At 58.8% G+C, this 24,719-nt stretch carries 21 protein-coding genes; 9 read left to right on the plus strand and 12 right to left on the minus strand.

Annotated elements, in window-relative coordinates; all coding sequences use genetic code 11:
• Positions 1–16: 16 nt before the first annotated feature.
• Entirely contained in the window at positions 17–514 is a 498-nt protein-coding gene (locus Pan189_RS20685) for a hypothetical protein (protein WP_145365976.1), read from the minus strand.
• Positions 515–725: 211 nt separating this feature from the next.
• On the opposite strand from Pan189_RS20685, the gene lpdA reads away from it, so the two are divergent.
• The 3 genes from lpdA to Pan189_RS20700 all read left to right on the plus strand — a co-directional run bounded on the left by lpdA (position 726) and on the right by Pan189_RS20700 (position 4,242).
• Positions 726–2,108, plus strand: coding sequence for a dihydrolipoyl dehydrogenase (gene lpdA / locus Pan189_RS20690; RefSeq protein WP_145365977.1), 1,383 nt, complete (start codon positions 726–728; stop codon positions 2,106–2,108).
• A gap of 113 nt (positions 2,109–2,221) precedes the next feature.
• Entirely contained in the window at positions 2,222–3,490 is a 1,269-nt protein-coding gene (locus Pan189_RS20695; protein WP_145365978.1) for a sulfatase family protein, read from the plus strand.
• Positions 3,487–4,242 (plus strand): lipoate--protein ligase family protein, encoded by a 756-nt coding sequence (locus Pan189_RS20700; RefSeq protein ID WP_145365979.1) that lies wholly within the window; start codon positions 3,487–3,489, stop codon positions 4,240–4,242. The genes Pan189_RS20695 and Pan189_RS20700 overlap by 4 nt, the downstream gene beginning before the upstream one ends.
• Positions 4,243–4,433: 191 nt before the next feature.
• Here Pan189_RS20700 and Pan189_RS20705 read toward each other — a convergent pair whose 3' ends face one another.
• The 3 genes from Pan189_RS20705 to Pan189_RS21555 all read right to left on the minus strand — a co-directional run bounded on the left by Pan189_RS20705 (position 4,434) and on the right by Pan189_RS21555 (position 9,258).
• The gene (locus Pan189_RS20705; RefSeq protein WP_145365980.1) at positions 4,434–6,311 is read right to left on the minus strand and encodes a hypothetical protein; all 1,878 of its coding nucleotides are present in this window, start codon (positions 6,309–6,311) and stop codon (positions 4,434–4,436) included.
• Between the two features lie 468 nt (positions 6,312–6,779).
• On the minus strand, positions 6,780–9,041 hold the full coding sequence (locus Pan189_RS20710) for a serine/threonine-protein kinase (RefSeq protein ID WP_145365981.1): 2,262 nt from the start codon (positions 9,039–9,041) through the stop codon (positions 6,780–6,782).
• Positions 9,042–9,090: 49 nt separating this feature from the next.
• Entirely contained in the window at positions 9,091–9,258 is a 168-nt protein-coding gene (locus Pan189_RS21555; RefSeq protein ID WP_310820853.1) for a hypothetical protein, read from the minus strand.
• A gap of 34 nt (positions 9,259–9,292) precedes the next feature.
• Between Pan189_RS21555 and Pan189_RS20715 the strand changes: the two genes are divergently transcribed.
• Together Pan189_RS20715 and Pan189_RS20720 are read left to right on the plus strand one after the other, a co-directional pair.
• A complete protein-coding gene (locus tag Pan189_RS20715; RefSeq protein WP_310820854.1) occupies positions 9,293–9,955 on the plus strand; it encodes a sigma-70 family RNA polymerase sigma factor in 663 nt (220 codons plus the stop codon).
• 12 nt (positions 9,956–9,967) lie between these two features.
• Positions 9,968–10,222: a hypothetical protein gene (locus Pan189_RS20720; protein ID WP_145365983.1), complete on the plus strand. Its 255-nt coding sequence runs from the start codon at positions 9,968–9,970 to the stop codon at positions 10,220–10,222.
• Here the strand turns inward: Pan189_RS20720 and Pan189_RS20725 are convergent.
• The 5 genes from Pan189_RS20725 to Pan189_RS20740 form a co-directional block, all read right to left on the minus strand.
• Entirely contained in the window at positions 10,201–11,010 is an 810-nt protein-coding gene (locus Pan189_RS20725) for an Fpg/Nei family DNA glycosylase (RefSeq protein ID WP_145365984.1), read from the minus strand. The genes Pan189_RS20720 and Pan189_RS20725 overlap by 22 nt on opposite strands.
• Positions 11,011–11,118: 108 nt before the next feature.
• Positions 11,119–11,454 (minus strand): hypothetical protein, encoded by a 336-nt coding sequence (locus tag Pan189_RS20730; protein WP_145365985.1) that lies wholly within the window; start codon positions 11,452–11,454, stop codon positions 11,119–11,121.
• A gap of 107 nt (positions 11,455–11,561) precedes the next feature.
• The gene (locus Pan189_RS20735) at positions 11,562–12,926 is read right to left on the minus strand and encodes a transcription antitermination factor NusB (RefSeq protein ID WP_145365986.1); all 1,365 of its coding nucleotides are present in this window, start codon (positions 12,924–12,926) and stop codon (positions 11,562–11,564) included.
• 39 nt (positions 12,927–12,965) lie between these two features.
• Positions 12,966–13,103, minus strand: coding sequence for a hypothetical protein (locus tag Pan189_RS21560; RefSeq protein ID WP_310820857.1), 138 nt, complete (start codon positions 13,101–13,103; stop codon positions 12,966–12,968).
• 220 nt (positions 13,104–13,323) lie between these two features.
• Positions 13,324–14,499, minus strand: a complete 1,176-nt coding sequence (locus Pan189_RS20740; protein WP_145365987.1) for a hypothetical protein — start codon at positions 14,497–14,499, stop codon at positions 13,324–13,326.
• Between the two features lie 445 nt (positions 14,500–14,944).
• Here Pan189_RS20740 and Pan189_RS20745 point away from each other — a divergent pair, with 445 nt between their 5' ends.
• Together Pan189_RS20745 and Pan189_RS20750 are read left to right on the plus strand one after the other, a co-directional pair.
• Complete coding sequence (locus Pan189_RS20745; protein ID WP_145365988.1) at positions 14,945–15,838, plus strand: ADP-ribosylglycohydrolase family protein; 894 nt, start codon at positions 14,945–14,947, stop codon at positions 15,836–15,838.
• The gene (locus Pan189_RS20750) at positions 15,838–16,287 is read left to right on the plus strand and encodes a hypothetical protein (RefSeq protein WP_145365989.1); all 450 of its coding nucleotides are present in this window, start codon (positions 15,838–15,840) and stop codon (positions 16,285–16,287) included. Before Pan189_RS20745 ends, Pan189_RS20750 begins: the two co-directional genes overlap by 1 nt.
• A gap of 33 nt (positions 16,288–16,320) precedes the next feature.
• On the opposite strand, the gene Pan189_RS20755 is transcribed toward Pan189_RS20750, so the two are convergent.
• The 3 genes from Pan189_RS20755 to Pan189_RS20765 form a co-directional block, all read right to left on the minus strand.
• Positions 16,321–19,707 (minus strand): efflux RND transporter permease subunit, encoded by a 3,387-nt coding sequence (locus Pan189_RS20755; protein WP_310820859.1) that lies wholly within the window; start codon positions 19,705–19,707, stop codon positions 16,321–16,323.
• 190 nt (positions 19,708–19,897) lie between these two features.
• Positions 19,898–21,289, minus strand: a complete 1,392-nt coding sequence (locus Pan189_RS20760; protein WP_145365991.1) for an efflux RND transporter periplasmic adaptor subunit — start codon at positions 21,287–21,289, stop codon at positions 19,898–19,900.
• A gap of 35 nt (positions 21,290–21,324) precedes the next feature.
• Positions 21,325–21,810 carry a MarR family winged helix-turn-helix transcriptional regulator gene (locus Pan189_RS20765; protein ID WP_145365992.1) on the minus strand — a complete coding sequence of 162 codons (486 nt, stop codon included), beginning with the start codon at positions 21,808–21,810 and terminating at the stop codon, positions 21,325–21,327.
• A gap of 469 nt (positions 21,811–22,279) precedes the next feature.
• Here Pan189_RS20765 and Pan189_RS20770 point away from each other — a divergent pair, with 469 nt between their 5' ends.
• Together Pan189_RS20770 and Pan189_RS20775 are read left to right on the plus strand one after the other, a co-directional pair.
• Positions 22,280–23,398 (plus strand): serine hydrolase domain-containing protein, encoded by a 1,119-nt coding sequence (locus tag Pan189_RS20770; protein WP_145365993.1) that lies wholly within the window; start codon positions 22,280–22,282, stop codon positions 23,396–23,398.
• 158 nt (positions 23,399–23,556) lie between these two features.
• Positions 23,557–24,042: a hypothetical protein gene (locus Pan189_RS20775; protein ID WP_145365994.1), complete on the plus strand. Its 486-nt coding sequence runs from the start codon at positions 23,557–23,559 to the stop codon at positions 24,040–24,042.
• The last annotated feature ends 677 nt before the right edge of the window (positions 24,043–24,719 follow it).

Consider the following 24,719-nt stretch of genomic DNA (forward strand, 5'->3'; position numbering starts at 1 on the left):
GCATTGCTACAGGCGATTATCGGCCGAAGGCACCGACGCCGGTGGCGAACATCACGGCGACGAGCACGCCGACAACCACTGCCAATACGAGCAAGCCGATGACTGTCGTCAAACCGGCCAGACCCATCGACTTCGGAAACGAAGTCGGAAGCATTGCCGAAATAAAACCGGAGAGAACGAGGAATGCAACCGGAATCGAAATCGCCGTCGCTACCGTGATCAGCGGACTATCCGGTCCGAAGGTCATTCCGACGAGAAGGCCGACCGTGAATCCCATCAGATTATTCACGATCGTCGAGGCAAACATAATACCGTACGCTTTGCCGAAGTCGGGTTCCGGCACGGCGTCCGCCGACGCGAGCCTGTTGAACAGCGAACAAGCCGCCCTGAATATGACCGCGGTGATCAGGCTACCGATTAAGGCCGAACAAATTGTCCCACCGATAGCTCGGCCCAGCGCCGAAGCCAATCGATTCTCCTGAGCAAACAGGACCACCGGTTCGATCAGTTCCACGTCGCAACTCCTAAAGCGCATTCCGCGAGGCACATTCTGATAGCCGAAGTGCTCAAAGAGTACCCACGGTGTAAGCAAGAACAAGTCTCTTCGGCATCTCATTGAGACAAATCGATTGGAGGCCGATCCGTGAGCGGATGCCTCCGGACGACCGCCGGGTTATGATGAAGCAAATCCCTTCGACGTAACTCGCAACGCCCGCAAGAACACGATGCCGCAACACGATTTGGTGATTATTGGAGCAGGACCCGGCGGATATGTCGCCGCAATTCGAGCCGCCCAGCTCGGACTCAACGTCGCCTGCGTCGAATTCGAAAAAGCCCTCGGAGGAACCTGCCTGCGGGTCGGCTGCATTCCCAGCAAAGCCCTGCTCGAATCGAGCGAGAAGTACGCGGAAGCGAAAGACGGATTCGCCGACCGCGGCATCACGATCGACGGGCTCAAGCTCGATCTGTCGAAGATGATCGGCAACAAGAATCGCACGGTGAAAACGCTCACCGGCGGGATCGACGGCCTGTTCAAAAAGAACAAGGTCACGCGCTACAACGGCTTCGGGCGACTCGACGGACCGGGACGCGTCATCGTGCAGTCTCCCGACGGGAAAGAGACGGAAGTCGAGACGAAGTCGGTCCTCATCGCGACCGGTAGCGTCCCCGCTTCACTGCCCGGCATCGAGATCGACGGCGACTTCGTCGTCTCGAGTACCGAGGCCCTCGACTTTGAAAAGGTTCCCGATCACTTGGTCGTGATCGGCGGCGGCTACATCGGCCTCGAAATGGGGACCGTGTGGCGACGGCTCGGCTCGAAGGTCACCGTGCTCGAATACCTCGACCGCATCCTGCCGATCTCCGACGGAGAGATCGCCAAGGAGGCCGAGAAGATCTTCCGCAAGCAGGGGCTCGACATCCGGCTCGGCACGAAGGTCGTGGGCATCGACTACGACAAGAGCCAAGTGCTCGTCGAAGGCGGCGACCCGATCAAGTGCGACAAGGTGCTGATGTCGGTCGGACGTCGCCCTTACACCGACAGCCTCGGCTTGGAAACAGTCGGTATCGAAACCGATCGCCGCGGATTCATTCCGGTCGACGACCACTACACCACGGCAGCCGAAGGTGTTTACGCAGTCGGCGATGTCATCGGCGGAGCAATGCTCGCCCACAAGGCTGAGGAAGAAGCCATCGCCTGCGTCGAAATGCTCGCGACCGGTCACGGCCACATCAATTACGGTGCGATCCCCAGCGTCGTTTACACCAGCCCCGAGATCGCCGCGGTGGGCCGGACCGAAGAAGAACTCAAAGAAGACGGCGTCTCCTACAAGAAAGGGTCGTTCCCCTTCATGGCCAATGGACGAGCCAAAGCGATCGGGCACACCGAAGGCAAGGTGAAGATTCTGGCTGACGCGAAAACCGACCGCGTTTTGGGCGTTCACATCATCGGCCCGCACGCCGGTGATTTAATTGCCGAGTGTGCCGTCGCCATGGAATTCGGAGCCTCCAGCGAAGACATCGCCCGCAGTTGCCACGCCCACCCGACGTTGGCCGAAGCCGTCAAAGAAGCCGCCCTCGCCGTCGACGGGCGAGCCGTTCACTTCTAATGTCACCAATTATTTCGATTAGCCGCGACCGCGAGGGAGCGCTCCCTCGCGGTCGCGGCTAAACGATCTCTTGATACGAGGACACGATTTTGCGCTCCTTCGTAATCGCTTGCTTGACGGTCGCATCCGGTGCCGGCATCGCCTTCGGCGACCGGCCAAACATCGTCCTCATTATGGCGGACGACCTCGGGGCCGATGCGATCGGCTGCTACGGCGGAGAAGGCGGTGAGACGCCGGTGCTTGATCAGCTCGCCGCGGACGGCATCCGCTTTACGCAGTGCTATTCGCAGCCGCTGTGTACGCCGACGCGGGTGCAGATCATGACCGGGAAATACAACTTCCGGAACTACACCGACTTCGGCTACCTCAATCCGGACGAGACGACCTTCGCCGATGTCCTCAAAGAAGCCGGTTACCGGACGGGAGTCTTCGGTAAATGGCAGCTCTCCGGCAGCGGTCGCGAGTATCCCGCACACGCCGACCCCTCCGATTGGGGCTTCGACGAGTATTGCCTTTGGCAACTTAATTTTCGGCCGGGGCATGGGAATAAGGGCTCTCGTTATTGGGACCCGAAACTGGAAGATCGCGCCGGAATCATCGAGACGAGTGCGGACGACTTCGGCCCGGATATTTTTGTTGAGCGACTGTGCGGATTCATTTCGCAAGAAAGTGCCAAGCCCTTCTTCGCCTACTTTCCGATGGCGATCACTCATGACCCGTTCGTCCCGACACCGGAGCAAACATCCGCGCCGACCGCCGATCACACGAGTTCCAATCCGAAGTACTTCCCGGACATGGTCGCCTACACCGACACGATGGTCGGTCGCATCGTCAAGCAACTCGACGATCTCGGACTCCGCGAAAATACGATCCTGATTTTCACGACGGACAACGGCACGAGTTCGCGAGTCGTGATGTCGACCGTGGAGGGCACGGTTCGCGGAGCGAAAGGCCAGATGAACCGCGAGGGCATGTGGGTTCCACTAATCGTCAATTGGCCCGGCCATGTCGAAGCGGGTCAGGTGACCGACCGCTTGGTCGACTTCACCGACGTGCTACCGACATTGATGGCCGTGGCGAAGATTGACGCGGCTCCAGACCAGACATTGGACGGCCTGCCTTTCCTCGCCTCCCAAGGAGACCTGCCGAAGATCGAGCGGGAATGGATTTATTCCTGGTACGACCCGAAGCACTCCAAGAATGTCGGGCGATACAAAGGTGTGATGGCCGCCGATCGGACGCACCAACTGTTCCTAAAAGGAAAATGGCTGCGGCGGTGGGATGGCGAACCCTTCGCGGACGGCGATCGCGAAGCCGCCCGCAAAAAGCTTCAACCTGTACTTGATCGCTACGCGGCCCAAGGCGGAGTCATGTCCGAATGAACGTCGGTCCGTGCCGACTGCTCGAGCGGACCCATCCGGACTGCGCAGCCGACCTCGCATGCGACGAATTATTGCTGCGCGACCTCGATCAGCACGGTGGCGAGCCGATCTTGCGGTTGTGGGAACGGCCCGATGAAGCCGTTGTCCTCGGACGGGCCAATCGCGTTTCCGCGAACGTGAGCGTTGAAGCTTGCCTGGCCGACGGAGTACCGATCTTGCGGCGATGCAGCGGCGGCGGAACGGTAATGCTCGGACCGGGTTGCCTGTGCTATTCCCTATTCATTCCGATCGATCCGGGCGTCGCCAAAGACATTCACGGAAGCATTTCCGCGGCTCTCGAACCGTTGGCCCATTCGCTGAGCGACGCCTTGACGGGCGGATCTAGTGAGCTCACACCCGACGTCGCCGGAACGAGTGACCTGGTCATTGATGCCGTGAAGTTTTCGGGGAATGCGCAGCGATGGCTCAAGCACGCGATGCTGCATCACGGCACTTTGCTGTACGACTTCGATCTGGACCGGATTGGTCGCTATCTCACGAAGCCGGAGCGATCGCCCGAGTATCGAACTGATCGCACGCACGGCGAATTCGTGCGGAATCTGCCGCTCAGGCGCGCGGCGATTCGTTCCGCTGTGATCGCCGCTTATCAGGCCACAGCGGAAGCCACGATCCGCGAGCCAAACGATGCCGAGATTCAATCGCTCGTCAATGAGCGATACGCAACGCGCGACTGGACTTGGAGCCGGGCTTGAGCGGTAAAGGGGAGCCGACAAGCCGCGCACGTAGTAAGCGGATGAGCGCGGGGAATCGTGCCGCCATTCGATCCGCTTACTTCGTGCGCGGCTTGTGAGCGTGCGAGTTTCGCATTTGATGTGACAAAAAAACGGGGCGGCCTCGAAAGGCCGCCCCGCTCTTCATTGTCAGTCAGTGTCAGTCGATCGGCTTAGAGGCCGAGCATACCGAACAGACCGCACTTCGACTTCTTCGGTGCACAGCAGGTCGGAGCCGGCTCACAGCAAGTCGGGGCCGGGCTGCAACAGGTCGTCGTCGGGCAAGAAGCCTGAACTTCAACCATTTCCGTGTGCGGGACCATCTTGCAGACGGTGTATTCGACTTCCTTTTCGACGGTCTGCGGGACCATCACGGTGTAGGTGCTGGTCTTTTCTTCCTGAACACACTCGTAGGTCGTCACTTCGTACTCGCTGGTGCGCTCTTCAGCGACACAGACGGTCTTGGTGACGTCTTTGGTGCGTTCTTCGTCGACGTAGTTACAAACGGTCTTGGTCCGGGTGCGTTCTTCCGGAACCATCGTGCAGACCTTGTACTCGTAAGGAACTTCTTCGCTCACCCACTCGCAAACCGTCTTGGTACCGGTACGCGTTTCCGGAACCATCGTGCAGACGGTGTACTCGTAAGGAACTTCTTCCTTGACCATTTCGCAGACCTTCTTGGTGCCGGTCCGCTCTTCGGTGGTCATGACGCAGACGGTGTAGTCATGGCTGACTTCTTCGTCGACGTAGTTGCAGACCTTTTTGGTGCGGGTCCGCGTTTCCGGAACCATGTTGCAAACGGTGTACTCGTACGGAACTTCTTCGGTCACGTACTCGCAAACCTTCTTGGTTGCGGTCTTGGTTTCGGGAACCATTTTGCAGACCTTGTATTCGTAGGTCTGCTCTTCATCGACGTATTCGCACTTCTTGACCATCTTCGTCCGGGTTTCCGGATGGCAGACGGTGACGTTGTACTCGTACGGGACTTCTTCAGTCACGTATTCGTACGAAGTGTACTCGACTTCTTTTTGAACGACGTTGGGAACGTAGACCTTGTAGGTCTTTTGCTCGCAGCTGCCGCAAGAAGGAGCCGAGGTGCCGCAGCTATCGCAGCCGCTGTTGCAGCTACCGCAGGCCGGAGCCGGCGAAGCACAGACGCGTTCTTCCCAGTGACCTTCGTTGACGCAAACCGTCTTGGTCTTGGTAACCGGAACGCACTTCTGAACGTGCTTGGTTGCCGTGCGGGTTTCCGTGTGCGGAACCATCACGGTGTATTCCTGCTCAACTTCTGACCAAACCGGCTTACGGACGGTCTTGGTGCCGGTCATGGTTTCGTACGTCGGAACGTGCACCGTGTAGGTGTATTCGACGTCTTTCCACATCGGCTTGCTGACGGTCTTGGTCGCGGTTTTGGTTTCGTAGCTCTTAACCATCACCGTGTACTCTTCGACTTCGTCGCTCCAGACGGCCTTCTTGACAGTCTTGGTCGCGGTCCGCGTTTCGTACGTCGGAACGTTCACCGTGTAGGTGTATTCCTCTTCGCTCCAGACCGGCTTGCAGACGGTTTTCGTCGCGGTCTTGGTCTCGTAGCTCGGCACGTGCACGGTGTACTCGTACTCGACTTCGTTCTGCACCATCTTCTTGTGAGTCTTGGTGCCGGTCTTGGTTTCGTACTGCGGAACCATGACCGTGTAGGTCTCTTCGACCTCGCTGGTGACCGGAACCTTGACGGTGTAAGTCACCGTTTCGGTCGTGGTCTGCGGAACCATCACGGTGTAGGTGCGGGTCTTCGTCTCGGTGACGGGGACCTTCTTCGTAACCGTGTAGGTTTTCGTCCGCTCTTCCGGGACGCAAACGGTTTCGGTGACCGTCCGCGTCTCTGTGACATACTCCGGCTTCATGACGGTCTTTTCGACCATCGTGGTGCCGCAGCTCGCCGGCCCGCAATCGCTGCAGGGTGCGGCTTCGCCACACTCACTGCCGCACGACCCGGCGAAGGCCGCCTGAGCACAACAGACCGCGATAGCGGCCATCCAACCCGAAAAACGCATCCCAATGTCTCCTTGAAAAAGACCCTATGAAGAAATGTGGCCCGATTCCCGAACTCTGGAAATCAAAACTGACCGAGCCGACCTCCGACTGCCGCCTGACCCTCCTGCCGTCCGCCGTCACGCGAGGGGATGAGCGACTCGCCGCAAACCCCAAATTCATCAATCTTCAAATAAAACCTAGCCGACCAATGTTAAGTTTTCCTAAACCCCCCATGTAGCCGATGTCCTTATCTTGTCGCGCGACCGAACCGAACGCAAATGGGGACTGGTGAACTTTGGCAACTTCCGGCGATAAGTGCGGACAGGTGGGATTTTCCGGTTGACCGGACCGTCCGCCATGCCATTCGCCCCCTATCGGACATCAGGAGAAACCCGGAACGAAGGCCCGCCTTGCCACGAGAAGCCGACACGCGATCATTTTTGCGACATCAACGAGCGCGGATCATCACCCACGTCGTGCAGAGAAATTCAGCGCGGCGCCGCGCTCAGTAACGCATCGAAGTCGCCGAGAATCTTCCGAAACAACAACGCCGCAAGGCCAGAACCACACAGGCCTCCGGCGCTCAAGGAGACCAAGACCCATCCCGTCTGCCGTGCCGCGTCGGCGTCGTACAGCGCCAGCGAGGTCAAAGCCATCACGCTCAGCAGCGGGATCAATGCGGCAATCCCCAGATACACCCAGCACCATTGCCGCAGGCGTGTCAGCAATGCCTGATCGGTTTGCAGGTCCAAATTGACCCTTAGCAGCGGCGGGTACAGCACGCGAACGCTGTAAAAAGTCACCAAAAAGAATGGGTACGCTGCCGCGATCAGTCCGCACAAAACGAGCGAGCCGAAGAATTCGACATACTCGATCGTTCGAATTCCCGGCCCGTGCATGATGCGAATCGCAGCCGGGTAAATCATCGCCGCGATCGTCCACAGCGTCACGCTGATCAGCGACGCCACGTGCCCGAAGTCGAGCGCCTGCCGTTTGTGCCGGGTCAGATACTTATCGGGCTTTCTCACGCCTCGGGCCGCCCGGCTCGAAGCCCGGCAGGTCGCCCACGCGTATGCGATCCCGATGCCGAGGCCGAGTGGGAAGAACACCGCATTGACGCACGTTTGCAGCAACTCGAATCGGTCCGCCAATCCAACGGCTTTGATCGAATCGATGATGACAAGCCGGTTGTAACTGTAATTGAAAAACGCGGCCAAGCCGTTCGGCGTCCCGGCCAGAACAATGAACGCCAGCGGCGCGAGCCGCCGCAACCACGATCGCAAGGCACCTTCGGGGGCATATACGATTTCTTCGGCCCGCGGATTCAGACAAAGCTCCAGTTGCTCGGCGAGCCGCTCGCCCGAGTCAAATCGATGCTCGGGATTCGGGTCGAGGCACCGCAGCAGTGCATTGCGCAGCCCGTTGGTGCATGTGCCGCTGGCATCGAGCGACTCCGGATCGGGTCCGGCCTGTCGCCGCTCGATCATTTCATCAAGCAGAGTCAGTCGATCACGACCGGTCACCGGGTCGTCGAACGGCCTCTCGCCGGTCAACAATTCCCACAGCATCACGCCGAGCGAATAGATATCCGATCGCGCATCGAGTTCGTCAGGAGCGATTGGTCGTGCGGGATGACAAGCCGCCAGTTGTTCCGGCGACATGTAAGCGAGGCTGCCTCCGAAGAACGAATCGGCCGTCGCCCCCTCGACGTCACTACCGAAGCTGATATTGAAGTCGGCCAGTTTCGGCGTGCCGTCGGCCGTGAGCAACACGTTCGCCGGCTTGATGTCTCGGTGCAGCACGCCGCGGCGATGCGCATACGCGAGCCCGCGAGCCAATCCGGTACCGATCCGGCAGATAAGGCGGGACCAACTCGAATCTTCATAGCTGCGAGAGGTTGGTAACGTCTCCCCGCGTGATTCCAAAGCCGCTTTCAAGGCGCGACCGAACACGCGTCCGTCGACCTGCCGGTTGTCGGTATGCTTGCGGACACGAACGATGTCGAGGAGCGTTCCCCCGGGCAGATACTGCATGTAGAGCAGCCGGATGCCGCTCCCGGCGAGCGTCCGGACGTCGAACACCCGCACGATATGATCGTGATCGAGTTGGGCCAGAACTTGAGGTTCGGTGCCGCTGTCGCTGCTGATCTTCAGCGCGACGAGCCGCTGCATCGACTGCTGACGAGCGAGAAAGACCTTCGCGAACGCCCCTTCGCCCAGCTTCAATAGCAGTGAGAAGTCGTCGAGTTCGTCCCCCGGCTCGAATGACTCGACCGTCACCTCAGCCCGCCCCTGATAGATGCGCGTCGACTGGAACGGGTCGTCGAGTTGCAACAGCCGGGCCAGGTCGCCCGCTTGGACGGGATACTGCTTGAGATAGCCCTCGCGGGTCACTTCGTCCCCGGCCCGCGCCCGATAGTGAAATTCCTCGTAAATGAGATCGGCCGACAGGCGGTCTTTCGCGAGTTCGGGAAACTCATCGCCGTACGCGTCGAGCGTCTTGGGATGACGCCGATCGGTCCAGCGGTACTCAAGGTCGACCTTCACGAGTTCGACCAGCGTCATCAACCGCGATGGACCTTCCCGCGGGATGAACCGTCCCAGATCGGGCGGACGATCGGGATGCGCCGACCAATCGGCGATCAGGGCGTCCAGCGCGTTCGTCAACGCACTGAGCGTCTCCGAGAACTCCTCGTCGGCGAGGTGGGTCGGCGCATCCGGAACCGCTCTGGTTGTTTCGTCGTTCTGCATGTCCGCAACGCGATCCAACCCCAAGACGGTCAGCCTACCCGCCGTCGCCTCACCAATCTCGACTCGAAATTGCCGTCACGATGGAATCGATCTTCCACCCCGAGTCGACCCTTGCCCCGGACGCAATGGCCCGGCGTTCTTCCGATGCCGCCCGCACGCCACCATTAACCACCGCCGACAGATTCCGCATCGCATATTGTAATCGTGTATCATCCATTCCGGGGATCGCACTACAAGCGGAAGGTTCGGCAATGCCGCCCGAATACGATAACACGGCTGAGGCCGATCTGGTTCAACGCATCGGTTCGGGCGACGCGCACGCCCTCGCCGAGTTCGTCGAATTGAAACGACCGCAATTGACGGCCTATGTCGACCGGCAATTGGGCTCGAAGCTACGGCAGAAGGTCGAACCGTCCGACATCGTGCAGGAAGCCGCGATGAGCGCGCTGTCCGGTTTCGCCGATGTCGAGTTCGGCGACCGCGATCCTTTCGGTTGGCTGTGCAGTCTGTGTGACCGCAGGATCGTCGATGCCCATCGGCGGTACGTCGGAGCCCAAAAACGTTCCGCTTCGAAAGAAGTCGGCTTACAGGCGGGAAAGGCTGCCGCCGGGTCAGAGGCGGGCGGGCTGATCGACATCCTCTCCGTGAGTCTCACCAGCGCCAGCTCGGCCGTGGTCCGCGACGAACGGGCTGTACGGATGCGCGACATGCTCCTGAAACTGCCGGAACTCAATCGCGAAGTGCTCAAACTTCGCTATGTCGACGGCCTGCCGAGCAAAGAAATTGCCGACCGCGTCGGCAAATCGGACGGTGCAACGCGGGTCTTGCTGACGCGATCACTCGACAAATTGCAGAAGGAACTCGCGGACGATGACCTGTTCCACACGTTTGTGAATGCCGCGAAGGGCCGGTGAGCGGAGCACAAAATGCCCTCTCTTTCAAACCGCGACCAAAGTGCGGGTTGTTTCGCGATCGCTGTGCTGTTCGGGAGTGCGATGATCTTCGCCGCGACCGGATTGCAGTACGCGATCCTATTCTTCGGCACCGGTCGTCACGGCGTTGTTGCAATGATTTTTCTCATGATCGCCACACCCTTCGCCATCTCGGGCGAAGCCGCGCGCCGTTGGCGCAGACACAGGGTGAAACGCGGCGATGAGGTTCAATCCAACGAGAAACCCTGACAGATTCCGCAGCCGAACATCTGCCGACCACCCTGCTCCCACTGCACGATCTCCGAACCGCAGCTCAGGCACCGCGGCTGCTTATAAACGCGAAAGCGTTCATCATTGGCCAACTGCGACAGCGGCTTGCCCGCTTCAGCGCGGCTGACAGTTATAATGCGGTCGTATTTGAGTCCGACTTTCATCAGTCGAACCGTCGTTTTCCACAGCTTGTCGAATTCCGAACGGGTCAACGAATTGCCGGGGCGAGTCGGATCGAGCCGAAGTTCGAAGAGAATTTCGGCGCGAAAAATATTCCCGGTCCCCGCGATGACCGATTGGTCGAGCAGCAGTGCCCCGAGTTCTTTCTTGCTCTTGGAAATCTTCGCGAACGCAAGGTCGGCATCGGCCTTCGGATCGAGCGGGTCGGGGCCGAGCCGTTTACAAACGCGCTCATGCTCCCGCTCGTCGATCACGCGGCACGCCGTCGGACCCGTCAGATCGAAGCCGACATCGCGACCGACGAACCGCATTCGGACCTGCCCCTTCGGCTGCGGCAGCGGTAACTCGTGTTCCCGAAATTTTCCATAGCGTCCCAGATGAACATGCACGAATCGACCGGGGGCTTCGTCGCCGAAGTCGTAAAACAGGTGCTTGCCGACTGCGTTCACGTCGGCCAACTCGCGACCATCAACCTTTCGCGCATCGGTTCGAAACCGCCCCTGCGGAGAACTAACCTTGATAGCCTGCCCGCTGAATCGCTCGCGGTGCTGCTGCGCAACAAAATGTGTCTTATGACCTTCGGGCATCAGTCGCTGCGTGACGATTGGGGCTTGGGGGATGAGAGTCTAGAGACGAGACGCCGGGCGTCGACCTCTCACTTGGCATTCGTTCGCTTTCGACGGCGAGGAGCGCCTTTATCCATCAACGGCCGTGATCCCGGTCAGCCAGACGAGCGTTCCGATGCCCATCAGCAGTAGACCACCGACCAGAACGAAAGTGAACGGGATCGCCCAACCGAACGGCAGACAGAGGATCGCCCCGCCACAGATCACGTAAACGGCGTACTCGGCCAGCTTAGCCCCCTGCTGACGATTCTCTTTATTGAGCTTCTCCCGGGCCAAATCGTAAATCTCTTCCGCCTCGGCCGGGCTGAGGCCTTCTTTGATCAGACGACCCCGCACCTGCGGCGGCGTCATACGCCCTCGCAGCCCTTTCACGGCCTTGGCGACATGATCGTTGAGCTGCTGCATGATTGCCTCGGAACAGACTTACGACAGACAGGCTCTCAAGAAATCCAGACTTCGCATACGATGCCGTGCCGAATTCCCACTGGCAACGAAGACCGGGCCGATACGGTTCAAGCATCTCTCACCAGCAGCGCCTGAAAGCCGCCATCCGAGGGTCGGCCGGGCAGGAACAACCGCGACGATTCCAGACGCCACTCGTCGCGACCCGACAGTACCGCCTGCACCACCTGTTCGTTCTCCTCCGGCTCAATGCTGCATGTCGAATACAACACACGCCCGCCGGATCGGGTTCGTTCAAGCGCTCGGGCAAGCAATTTCCGTTGAATTTCGGACAGCACCGTCGCATCACTCGGCTTCAAACGCCAGCGGGCCTCCGGGCGTTTGCCGAGTACACCCGAGTTCGTGCAGGGGGCATCGACCAGCACGCCGTCGAATTCGCCCGGCGGAATGCCCTCGCCCGACTCTAAAATCGCGATGGCATTGACGATCGTCAAACTCAGCCGACGGCAACCGCGCTCGATTCGGCGGACACGATTGTCACTCAGGTCGGTCGCGACAAGTTCTCCTTCGTTCCGCATCAATTCGGCCAGATGGGTTGTCTTTGTGCCCGGAGCAGCACACAAATCGAGAATCCGCTGCCCCGGCTGCGGCGCGAGCGTATCGGCAGCCGACATCGCCGTTTCGTCCTGCACGGTGAACCGACCCTCTGCGAACCCGGGTAGCCGATCAATGACCATCGGCCGAGCCAGCCGAATCGACAGTGGATGAGCCCCGGCCCGGCACGCCACCCCCGCCGCCTGAAATTCTTCGAGCAGAGCCTCACGTGACCCCTTGAGCGAATTGACGCGCAAAGAAGGTGGGACCGCGTGGTCGAAGTAGCGGCCGATTTCGTGCAGGTCATCGCGTCCGAACCGTTTCATCCAGCGCTCGGACATCCAGCGGGGAAAGCTGAACGCGTCGCAGAAATACCCGACCGGGTCCTTCGCCGGATCGGGAAAGACCGGCTCGGCACATCGTCGAAATCCACCGCCCGCCAGCGGGAACGTATCGCGTCCGGGCTCGTCCGCAGCCATATCGGTCACCAACACGGTCGCTTTCCGCAACACCGCATTGGCGAAGCCGATCCAGCGATCTTTTTTGCGGCGCTTCACGACTTCAATCGTCTCATGCACCGCCGCGTGCGGCGGGATCGTATCGAGCATTGCCATCTGATAAACGCCAATCCTCAGCAGCGTCCACAGCTCCGCCTCGGTCTTGAATCGCGATCGACTCGAACAAGCTCGAAGAATCGCGTCGAGCGTCGCCTGCCGACGGATAATGCCGTACACGATCTCGGTCGCGAGTCGGCGATCATCGTCCCGAACCTCGCGCCTCTGGAAGTAGCCGTCGAGCCGGTCTTGCGCAAACACGTCGCGTCGACGATCGGTCAGCACCTCGTAGGCGATGTCTCGGGCAGTCGGGGGCGCCTCGGTCACGGGCGGTTGATCTCAGATAGTCGTGACACGGTGGCCCGCTTAAATTTGATACTCAGGCGACGAAGGCTCATCCCGTCGCCGCGTTCCACTGATCAGATCAAAAATCCAGTTCACGACCACACCCCACGCCACGGGCAGTGCCAGACAAAGCAGGACGTAGAGCAGTCGCGTCAGCATCGATCCGATCCGGAACACATTAATAACTGTCCGGCACCATCCGGAATTGTCCCGACTCCGTCAACAAGCAAGGCCGAGAGAGGTTCAAAAAATCGGAACCGGCCGGAATTAAAAAGCCTGCGGCGCAACCGATCGTCGATTACTGAAGCCTGCGAAAGGCGACTGATCGAGTCGCTGCGACTTCGTACTTGTCGTTTCAAAACTTTCATTCGAGCAGAGACTACTGCGCCATCCCGATGATGCGGGCCGTGTCGACTCGAAATTTCGGCTTGCCGAGTTCGTCAACACCCGCAGCTCGATCGACCGTGCCGACCACTTCAACGATGTCGTTAGTTTTAAATTTGCTGAGCCGTCCGCTGTCGGCCAACGTCAATGAGCCGCCGTATTCGTCATCAATTCCCGGCGAGGTGTTATAGATGATATTCCAGCTCCGCTGTCGCTCGTCGTAGCTGATCATGCCTTTGAGCCAGCGGTATTTTCGGCGATCGTACCCGAACAGCTTGCCGTCTTCGGGCGGATCGCTCGGTGCTTCTGCGACCGGATTGCTCCCGAAATCCTCCCGGCCCGTCGGGTACGCTCCGAAGTCGGCCTCGGCGTTCGGAGGAGTACCGAATGCTTCGCGGCCGGTCGGCACGGCACCGAAGTCGGTCTCGAAATCAGCCGCGGCCAGTCCTCCTCCGGTGTTCAGTCGTGCCGGATTATCGTGACCCGCCGGCCGGATCGCGCCGCGGTTCGGGCGACCGGGAAGATCCTCTTGGGGCCGAGCGCCGAAATTGACGTTCGATTCAGCCAATGGTTGCGGCCGCCCCGGAAGTTCGCCGGGGTCATCCCAACTGCGTGACTGGATCTGCGCGAGGGCTCCCGTCCGCTCATTCGGATTCATTGTGCCTTGGAAGAAAGGCGTATCGTTCGACGGACCGCCTCCACCCGCGGGCGGATTGCCGAAGCCGTCATCAAGAGGCGGTTCGCCGAAGCCGCTGCCGCCTCCAAAGTCACCGTTGCCGAAGTCACCGTTTCCGAAGTCGTCATTACCGAGATCATTTCCCGGGTTGCCACCACCGAAGTCGTTGCTGGTCGGATCGCGGTATCCGGGAACGAGATTGGGGTCGGTTCCGAAGTCATTTCCGCCGCCGCCTCCGGTACCTCCATTGAATGGCGGAGGATTACCGCCCCCTTGCGGTGGAGCGAGTGTCGGCCCGCTCCCGCCGGGGAACGTGGTTCCGGGAGAATTGATGATCGGTCCCTGCTGGAACCCGGGCTGCGTATAGCCCGGCTGCACGTATCCGGGCTGGACGTAACCGCCGGGCGCAGCCGGAGCGCCGTAATAGGCGGGAGGCGAATGAATGCAGCCGCTTGCGCCGGTGAGGACGCAAATCAACCAAAGCTTCCGGTCCATCGGAAGAACCTCGGGATCGTGTCTGGGTCGTCGGACGAAGGGCGCGGGGACGCTTTCGCCACTTTGGCATCACGGTTACGGGCCGCAACACCGATGTCTTCGTCACGGATCCGAGCGACGAAGTGGTTCCCGGGAGAGCCCGCCTGCCGATCACGCGGCCACTCGTTCCCAGCTCACCCCACCGCGGGTCGGCGAGGCACGTTCGGACGAATGGACACGGGAGCCAACAAACAAACCGCCCCCGGACGGGGCCGCGAATTTTAAGGATCGCCCGATTTCTGTCTAGAGCAGGTTCGGCGGGGTGAAAAAGGGCACTGAATCGACGCCAACAGCAATCCAGTCAAAGGCCCATCTGGTTGAAATGAATAAGAGTCCGTATCACGCTCAAATGGAATCCCACGCCAGTGATTCGTCCTTCTGTGTCACATTCAAGAGGTCGCAACCAATGCCCCCCCAACACCGCCTCCCCAACCTGCGTCGATCGCTGAACGGTCTTGCTACTGGGGATGCTTTTGGGCAGCAGTTTTTTTACTTCCCGGAGTTCATTCACCAGCGTGAGTTGCCGGTGGGGCCGTGGGAGTTTACCGACGATACGGTGATGGCATTGGCGATCTGTCACGTGCTGGCGCGGCGCGGTGAGATCGACCAGGAGGAACTCGCTCGGGAGTTTGCCGAGCGTTGGCGGGAAGAACCCGGTCGAGGATACGGCAGCGGGGCTTCTCAGCTCTTGCGGGCGATCGCCGATGCGGGGAATTGGCGAACTTTGTCACGCGAGAGCTTCGGCGGGCAGGGTTCGTTCGGTAACGGAGCCGCGATGCGGGTCGCCCCGCTGGGGGCTTATTTTGCCGACGATCTTGATCGAGTTGTCGAGGAAGCCGATCGCTCGGCGGAGGTCACTCACGCCCATCCCGAGGGCCGCGCCGCTGCCATCGCGGTCGCTGTTGCCGCGGCAGTCTTCGCCAATCGCGACGAGACCGATCCTGCCGATTTCCGCGAATCACTCTTTCATGAAGTTCTTATAAGAACGCCTGACGGCGACGTGCGTGCCGGCATCGTCACCGCCCGTGACTTAAGCGCGAAAGTATCGATCGGCCGGGCCGCCACCGTGCTTGGCAACGGCGATCAGATTACCGCGCCCGATACCGTCCCACTGTGCCTGTGGCTCGCCGCTCGACACGCCTACGATTTCGAAGAGGCGCTCTGGCAAACCATCTCCGCCCTCGGTGATCGTGACACGAACTGCGCGATCGTCGGCGGCATCATCGCGTCGCAACCAAATCCGCCACCCATCCCCGACCGCTGGCTGGTCGAGCGGGAATCGCTGCCGGGGGTGGGCTGATGCGCCTGACCTGTGGCATAACGACCGGTCATTCCCCCGCACATTCCGAGCGGGCGGATTTCCGCGCTCACTGCTTTACTGCGGCCCGCATGATCGGGGGCAACGTTGTCAACTTCGATGACGACCCGCCGTACTACCAAAGCTTCATTTACGAGGTAATTTCGACTCCGAGCGGAAGCGTTAAGATCTTATTGAATTTAGCCGGACAATGTCTCGCCTTCGCAAAGTATCCTCACGTTGAATTCACAGTGCTACACGAATTCATCGACCACGACCGACTCGCAGACGCATTCAAAGTGTTAGGCACATATCGCGTTCTCACACCATCCGATTTGCTGACTCCGCTGAGCGCATGCGATTTAAATGAACTTGCCCTAATCGAACTCAAAGATATCAGGTATTGGAAACCGACCTGCCTCGGCGAGCTCTTGTTCAATTATTGGGACTGACGGTTTTGCTCACTCCTTGCCGCTCACTCCTTATTACGACGAGCCCGCAAAAATCGGCGCCGCGAGATCTTTGTCACTGGCAGGTACCTCCTCTTCATCCGGGTCGCCACTGAAGATTCCGCGGTGGTGTTCGACGTCGACCAGTTTTCCGTAGAGAAGATAGATTACAGGCACCAAATAAACGACCAGCACCGTCGCAAGCATTAAGCCGAAGCTCAGGCTGACGGCCATCGGAATTAAGATCTGTGCCTGGAAGCTGCGTTCCGTGAGCATGGGGAGCAAACCGCAGACGGTGGTGAGGCTTGTCAACATGACCGGGCGGAATCGCCGGCGACCAGCTTCAATCAAGGCCTCTTCGAGCTTCATTCCCCCCGAAATTCGATGGTTAATGAAGTCGATCAGCACGATCGAATCGTTGACCACCACACCGGTGAGCGCGACGATGCCGAACAGGCTGAACAGCGTAACCGGCAGCCCCATGAACGCGTGCCCCCAGATCGCACCAACAATGCCGAACGGGACGATCGCCATAATGATCGCGGGCTGCAGATACGACTTAAACTCCAACGTCAGCAGCACGTACATAATTGCCAAGGCGACGAGCAAGCCGAATAGCAGGCTTTCGAACGATTCCTGTTGCTGCTCGGCCTGACCCTTCCACCGCACCGAGATGCCCGGATATTCTTTATAAATACCGGGCATAAATTCGGCCCTCAGATCGGCCACGATATTCGCCGCATTGCCGACGGCTTCATCGACATCCGCACTGATTGTAATGGAGCGTTGTTGATCGAGCCTTTGTATTTCCGAAGGCCCGCGGCCGATCTCAATGTCCGCCAACTCCGTGATCGGTCGCTGCACGCCGTCGTCCTGCGTTCTCACGCGCACGCGTTCGAAATCGGCGAGACTCTTGCGATCCTCCGTCGGCTGTCGGACCATAATCTTGACTTCATGGCGACCGCGCTGCACACGTTGAACCTCTTCTCCGAAATAAGCCGCTCGCAACGACTGCGTTAATTCCGCTTGCGAGACACCCAGCGCCAAGGCGTCCGGCTTGACCGTGACGCTGAACTCGGCCTTGCCGGGCTGATCATCGTCCGCCACGTCGAACACGCCTTCGTAAGTCGCCAGCTTCTCTTTAATTTTCTCGACAACCTCGGCTTGTGATTCGAGTGCCGACCGGTCAGCAAGTATCTTGAACTCGATCGACTTCGCCGCCGGACCGAAACTGGGGCTCTCGAAAGTCAGCGAGTCGATTCCCGGAATTTCCGGACTCGCCTTGCGCCACTCGGTGACAAGCTCTTGGCTCGAGACATCGCGCTCGGCGGTGTCGATCAACTCGACGAACACCTGTCCGAGGTGGGTACCGTCAGATTGCGACTGCTGCCCGGTCGTGTCGTTGGCAATTAAGTATCCGACGAACCGCCGGGCGACCTTCACCGGCTCTTTCCCGTCAACCGCGTAACGTTGACTGACTTCGAACAGGGACTGCTCTAAGAGTTTGGTCGCCTTTCGCGTGGCGTCCGCGGGTGTCCCGTCTGGAAATTTCACCGTAGCTTGGACGATAGGGCTGTCGAGCTTCGGGAAGATGATAAAGGGGGTAAAGCCCGCCGCCACGAAGCCGCATGTTCCCAGCAACAGCGTAATTGCCCCGGCCACCGACGTGAAGGGTCGGAACAACATCCAGCGGAGCATTGGCTCGTAAACGCGACTGATAAATGAGTCGAGCGCCCCGTCGGCCCGCGGCGTCACGACCTTATCCAACTTGAAGGCGAAATCGAGCACGCCCAGCAGCGCGAAGACCACGTAGACGAGTCCTAACAAGACTGCGGTGCCGATGATCTGAACCAGCAGTCCCACATCTTGACCTAAGAAAATACGCCGCGACCCTTCGACGATTAATAGGACCACAAATGCGCCGAGCACGTACCTTAAGACAGGTGGAATTTTGCCCCACCACGGCTTTTTCGCCTCGTGCGAGAGGTGACACGGCAGAATGAACAGACTCTCAAAAAGCGAAATTAACAGGCACGCCATCAGTGCCAGAGGAAGGACCGCGATGAACTTGCCCATCACGCCACTGACGAAAAACATGGGCGCGAGCGCGATCATGGTCGTCGAGATCGCCGCGACGACGCTGGCAAAGACCTCGGCCGTGCCGTCGATGGCCGCCTGCCAGTACGACTTGCCCATTTCGCGATGAGCGTAAATGTTCTCGCCGACCACGATCGCGTCGTCGACAAGAATTCCCAAACCCATTAAGAAGGCGAACAGGCTGAGCATATTGAGCGTCTGATCGCCGTAAAAAAGAATGATGCAAGAACCGAAAATCGAAATGGGGATGCCGAGCGCCACCCAGAAGGCCAGCCGCAATTCTAGAAACACCGCGAGTGCGATAAAGACCAGCAGCAGCCCTTGCAGCCCGTTCCGCACGAGTAATTCGATGCGGTCTTCAACATCGACGGAACGATCGTCCATCGTGATTAACTCGTAGCCGGCCGGCATCGACCGTCCGGCGACAAACTTATTGACTTCGGCGACCATCTTCAGCAGGTCTTCGTCCTTCGTGCGGTCGACCGAAATGATCATTCCGCGGCGGCCATTAATATAGGTCTCGGAGGTCGTGTCGACGAAGCCGTCTTTCACGACCGCCAGATCGCCGACCGTGAGCACCGTTCCGCCCGGATCACTGACGAGCGGCAGCTCTTCGATTTCCTCGCCCACCTTGCGGCGGTTGTCTCCTTTTAACAGAACATCCTGCGACGGATTCTTTAAAGTCCCGCCGGGCAGTTTGACGTTTTCATCGCGGATGATCGTCGCGACTTGCGTGAGGCTTAAGCCGTAGCGACGGAGCATGTCCTCAGAGATTTGGACATCAATTTGGTAAGCCTTCGCCCCCTGCACATTAGCCTGCGAAACCGCATCGAGTTGAACGAGTTCGTCGCGAACCTGTTCCGAAAGCTCTCGCAATACAAGTTCCGCCTCGAGCCGCTCCGTGGCGTCGTCCCCCAATTTCGTATCGGGTGCGAGCACGCCGACGCGGATCGCCGCCTCCCTGAGAGTGAGCTGCTTTACCTCGTGGTCTTCCGCAAGTTCCGGGAAGAACGTCGCAACTTGATCAACTTCACTACGGACTTCGTTAAGAACCTTTTGAACATTCGGGACATCTGCGTCGAGTTCAAGAACGACCGAGCCGAGGCCGACCTGCGCGATCGAAGTCATTTCTTTGACATATTCGATCCCGCTGACCGATTCCTCGATCTTTTCGCAGATGCTCTCGGAGATTTCGTCCGGATCGGCCCCGGGGTACGGGACCGTAATGACAACGACTTCAAGTTCAAATTCCGGAAATACTTCGCGACGCAGCGTGAACATCGACAATGCTCCGACAGCGAGCAGCGCCACCAGAAGCGTGTTCATTGCGGGCGTGTTGCGGAGCGCCCAAGTCACAAGTGATTTCATAATTCGTAGGACGGGTCAAATCCCGCCGTTGAACGTGGCCGGTGCTTAGTGAATCATTGAAGCGAATTGATCGTTGTGATTAACTCTGACGGGCACAGCCCGCCCTACTTTGATTAAGAAACACTTCGTTGCAGCTAGAAGGAGATTTCTACCCGCGGTCGACCTCGTCGAGCGTCGCTTGCGCTTCGATGTCGAGCCGTTCTTCGCGAACTTCCATTCCGGGGGTCGTCACCGGCAGTGGGGAGACGATCAGTCGATCGCCCGGCTCGATTGGCGAACCTTCCGGTGGCACTAAGAACTCATCTCCTGAGATGTGAGCCAACGGCAATCTTAAGATATTCAGACGGCCGTCACGCACGACCCAGACAATGTTTCCGGGACGGACGGCGTTCTCTGGGACCGTGAGGATCGGATCCCTCGGAGACGTATGTAATTCGACGTCAACGAACATGCCGCGAACGAGCGAAGCCGGGGCCGCGATCGGCATGTCGGTCAACGTGCCGCGCGTCGATACGGAACGAGGACTCTTCACACGCACTCGACACGGCACCGTCCGCGTGCGGGTGTCAACCCCCGACCCATCGTACCGCGACAGGGTACCCTCCCATGCATATTTATTGCCGAGGACTTCACTGGTCACCGTGACCGGCGTTTCGGGAATCGCATAGGCACCTTCGGGTCCTTCGGGTGGTTGCCAGCCGGCAGGCGGATGTGTCCGCAGCCACGCGATCGCCCGCATCTCGAGGTAGCAGGTGATCTCGACTTCCGACGTGTCTTCAATCACGGCAACCTGATCGCCCACGCGGAGGTAGCCATCCTCTTCACAATTATTGGTGACGATGAGCCCGTCGATCGGAGCCCGAATCGAGGTGCGACGTAAATTAAGCTGAGCCTTTTCAAGTCGGGTCTGAGCCAGATCGATACTATGCTGCAATCGCGGTCGGCGGGCTTCTAAGAGCTTCGATTGATTCTGCAAGGTCGTCAAACTATTGCGGGCTTGAATTTCGGCCCGCTGAGCTTCTTCCAGCCCGGTCGCCGTGCCCGCGCCGCGACGCTGGAGCTGTAGTTGACGGGCGACTTCACGATTCCGAATTTGAAGCTCTTCGCGAACGACTTCGATTAAGTCACCGGTATTAAGAATCTCGACTTCCAGCTCAGACAATTGGGTACGTTTCTCACCCAATTCCGCCTGAAGCCGTGATATCTCCAGCTCGTAATCTTCCGGATCGACCCTGACGAGCATTTCATCTTTTGTAATGAAACGCCCTTCCCGCAGCTTCGGATTGTGCTCGACGATTCGTCCTTCGACCTGCGATGAAATTGAGATCTCACGCAGCGGCACGACTGTTCCGTCGGCTTCAATATTAAATTGCACTACTTTCTCGGCGACCGGCACCGTCTTGACGAGCGGCACCGGGGCGACGACGTCTTTCGGTTCGGGCGGCTTTCGAATCGACGCCAACGCAAAGAACGCGGCGAATCCGGCCGCGATGATGCCCAAAGGAATCAGGGCTCGAAAACATGCGGAAACGACATTCATCAGGACAAATCCAATTGGTATTGCGTCAAGACAATTCAGCGTGAGATCGCCGCCGAAATCTCTTTCTCGCTTTGCAATTCGCAGGGCACGTCGGCCGACAAGTTGCGACAAATCTTCTGTAGGACCCCGCGGGCGGTCGCAAGTTCGCTTTCGCTGACCCCACTCATCGCGTGAGCCTTGATCGGGGCCATCACTTCGCGGACCGAATTCCAGACCGGCTCGGCCCGCTCCTTCGCCCGGATGATCCGCTTCCGGCGGTCATTCGGATCGACGACCCGTTCGATCCAATCATCCCGCTCCATCCGATCGAGCATCCGCACCACCGAGGACGGCTCGACCCGCAGCTTCTCAGCCAGCTCGTTCTGCGTGATCTCGCCGTGCACCGCCAGGCAGCCCAGAATCTGCACCTGACGCGACGTAATCCCAAGCGGCGCAAGCGCTTCGTTCATCGACGCCTCCATCGCGTGCGCCGCGGTGAAGACCCAAAAGCCGATACTCGTGTCGAAATCATGTTCCAGCATATTTTGCGCTCCCTACGCAACATGTTAGTTGCACAGACAATTGTTGACCATGCATCTTTTGCGAAGAATCGGAGAATTTTGGGTGCGCATCAACTCACATAACACGAGTACTTTCGCCCGAGCGTCACCTGTGGCTTGTCCGCGGGCTGAGTTTCCAACTCCACTCGAAACGGCCTGATAGTCAGCTCAGCTATTCTCCGGGCTCGATATGAGAGGAAACGCCGCAGAAGATCTTTCTCTTGAATCGTGAAGTATGAGGCGTCCCGAACATTAGGTCCCCGGATGATGGGCCTATATCGAATGAAGGTGCTCAGCCTTCGGTTGAAGTCCGACAGACCATGTGATGCTTTTCGCGATTAGAGGGGCTCTCATTTGAACTTGCTGGCCGTCCTGCGGACGATGGTTTTCAGCCAAACTGCTGCAAGCAGTTCGGAACCACCTCACATCGCCTTTTCCGGGATAATGCGCCATGCGACTACAACTTTGTTTCGTGCCACTCCTCGCTGCGGTCTGGCTCACTTTGAACGCGTCGCCGTCGGTCGGCGGTGATTCAAATGCGGATCGGCTGCCGCGTAGCAGCCCGGAGTCGCAGGGGATCTCGTCCGAGGCAATTCTTGAATTCGTCAACGCAGCCGACCAGCAAGTCGACCAGATGCACAGCTTTATGCTGGTGCGGCATGGCCGGGTTGTTGCGGAGGGTTGGTGGGCGCCCGAAGCAGCCGACAAACCGCATATTTTGTGGTCATTAAGTAAGAGTTTTACGTCCATGGCGGTCGGCCTGGCGGTCGAGGAAGGTAAGCTCTCGATCGATGACAAGGTGCTTTCATTTTTCCCCGACGAAGCTCCGGACGATCCATCGGCCAACCTGAAAGCGATGACAGTCCGCGACCTCCTGACGATGGCGACCGGACACGACCCGATTCCACACATGGAGCCGGATGATCAATGGGTCGAGAAGTTCCTCGCCACGCCCGTAGTTAAGCAACCAGGATCGGATTTTCTTTACAGCACGCCGGGCACGTTTATGCTTTCGGCGATCGTGCAGAAAGTGACGGGCGAGACAGTGAATGATTATCTGAAGCCGCGGCTATTCACCCCGCTTGGAATTAAAGACCCGCGGTGGGACAAGAATCCGCAGGGGATTACGATCGGTGGTTATGGCCTCTATATCTGCACCGAAGACATTGCGGCGTTCGGACAATTCCTGCTGCAAGGCGGCAAGTGGAACGGGAAGCAGCTTGTGCCTGAAGAGTGGGTGGCGAAAGCGACGAGCCTTCAAATCGACAACCCGGACGGCCCGCACTCCGGCAATGCCGATTGGCGACAGGGCTACGGTTTTCAATTCTGGCAATGTCGCCACAACGCATTTCGCGGCGACGGCCGAGACGGGCAAATCTGCCTCGTCCTGCCTGAGCACGATGCCGTGATCGCTATTACGGCGAAGACCAGCCAGATGCAGTTGCAACTCGATCTGATTTGGAAGCACCTGCTTCCGGCCTTTAAAGACAGTCCGTTGCCCGAAGACAAAACGAGTCACGCTCGATTGAAATCGAAATTAAAGATGCTCCGCGTGAAATCTGCGGAATGAGTGCTGCACGTTTTGAACGACGCGGTTCATCGTAATGGCACTTTGCCGAGCCGCAGGGCTGAGGGCGGGAAATATTCCGGCATTGTTCAACTTTGTGTTCGCAATCCCATCAGGCCCGCCACTATGATCGTGGCTCCGTTACCCCTTAGGAGCTGAAGATGACCCTTGCTGCCCGCCTGGTTGGCCTATCGTGCCTTTCGCTTGCGATGCTCGCCGTGTTCGTGGCGATGCCCCGAGAAGCGTTCTCCGAAGACAAAGTCGCGATGTACAAGATCGATTTTGACGATCTCGACGGCGAAACCAAACTGGACGACGGAGACATCATCAAAGTAACGGTGTCCGAACGGCCTGAGGCGTTGGGACGGGCTGAGAATATTTGCTATGTCGAGCTTCGCACCCAAAAGAAAATGTGGTGGAAGGGGATCGTCATGCATCCCAAAGGCAAAGACTACGTGAAAGTCGTCGAAGTCACCGATTCGACGCAACTGTCACAAAATGAAGTATTCGACACCGACTTCGATAAGCGGTTCACGCTCAGTAAGGCCAAGGGACTCGGTGTCCACACCAACGTCTATGAGATCACAGATTTCAAAGACCACCTCGAGCCGAACAAGATTTACCGCTTCACTTGGATTTCTGACTAAGGCTGCTCAACTCGCCAAGCGGCTCGCCGGGGACTATGAATTTCCTCCCGGTCGAGCCGCAGTGGATGCCCCCGCGCAACCATCCCCATGAGGGTAGAGGATTGGTGCACCCCCTCTTTTCACCCCGCCGGTGGGTGAGGCCGCAAGGTCTCTATTGATCCCATGCGGCGGATGTTGCCGCGGCAAAACTGCCGGGCGCGCGTCCGTTTTTTTTAAGAGCTGTCAGCTATCGGCTGTCAGCTACCAGCAAGACTTGGGTAGCCCGGCCTTTCATGGCCGGGTGCCGACAGGCACAAGATGCCGTTCGAAATTATTAAGAAAGAATTGGAGGCCGACACCGAAAGGAAATTAATAAATCCCGAGTGGCACGGACAACGTCCGTGCGGCACAGCCGCCGGAGCATTCAGCTACCGACCACAGATTACATTCGATGCCTCAGCAGCAGGGACACCTCTGCCCGAATGCTCTTGTCGCTACGCGACCCGGACGGTGTCCGGGCCACACTCAAATAGGCCACGCGTGGACTTAATCCCGAGTGGCACGGACAACGTCCGTGCGGCGCAGCCGCAAGAGCATTCAGCTATCGGCCACATATCACATTCGATGCCTCAGCAGCAGGGCAACCTCTGCCTGAATGCTCTTGTCGCTGCGCGACCCGGACGGTGTCCGGGCCACAC

It is taken from the genome of Stratiformator vulcanicus (assembly GCF_007744515.1).
GTDB classification, from domain to species: domain Bacteria; phylum Planctomycetota; class Planctomycetia; order Planctomycetales; family Planctomycetaceae; genus Stratiformator; species Stratiformator vulcanicus.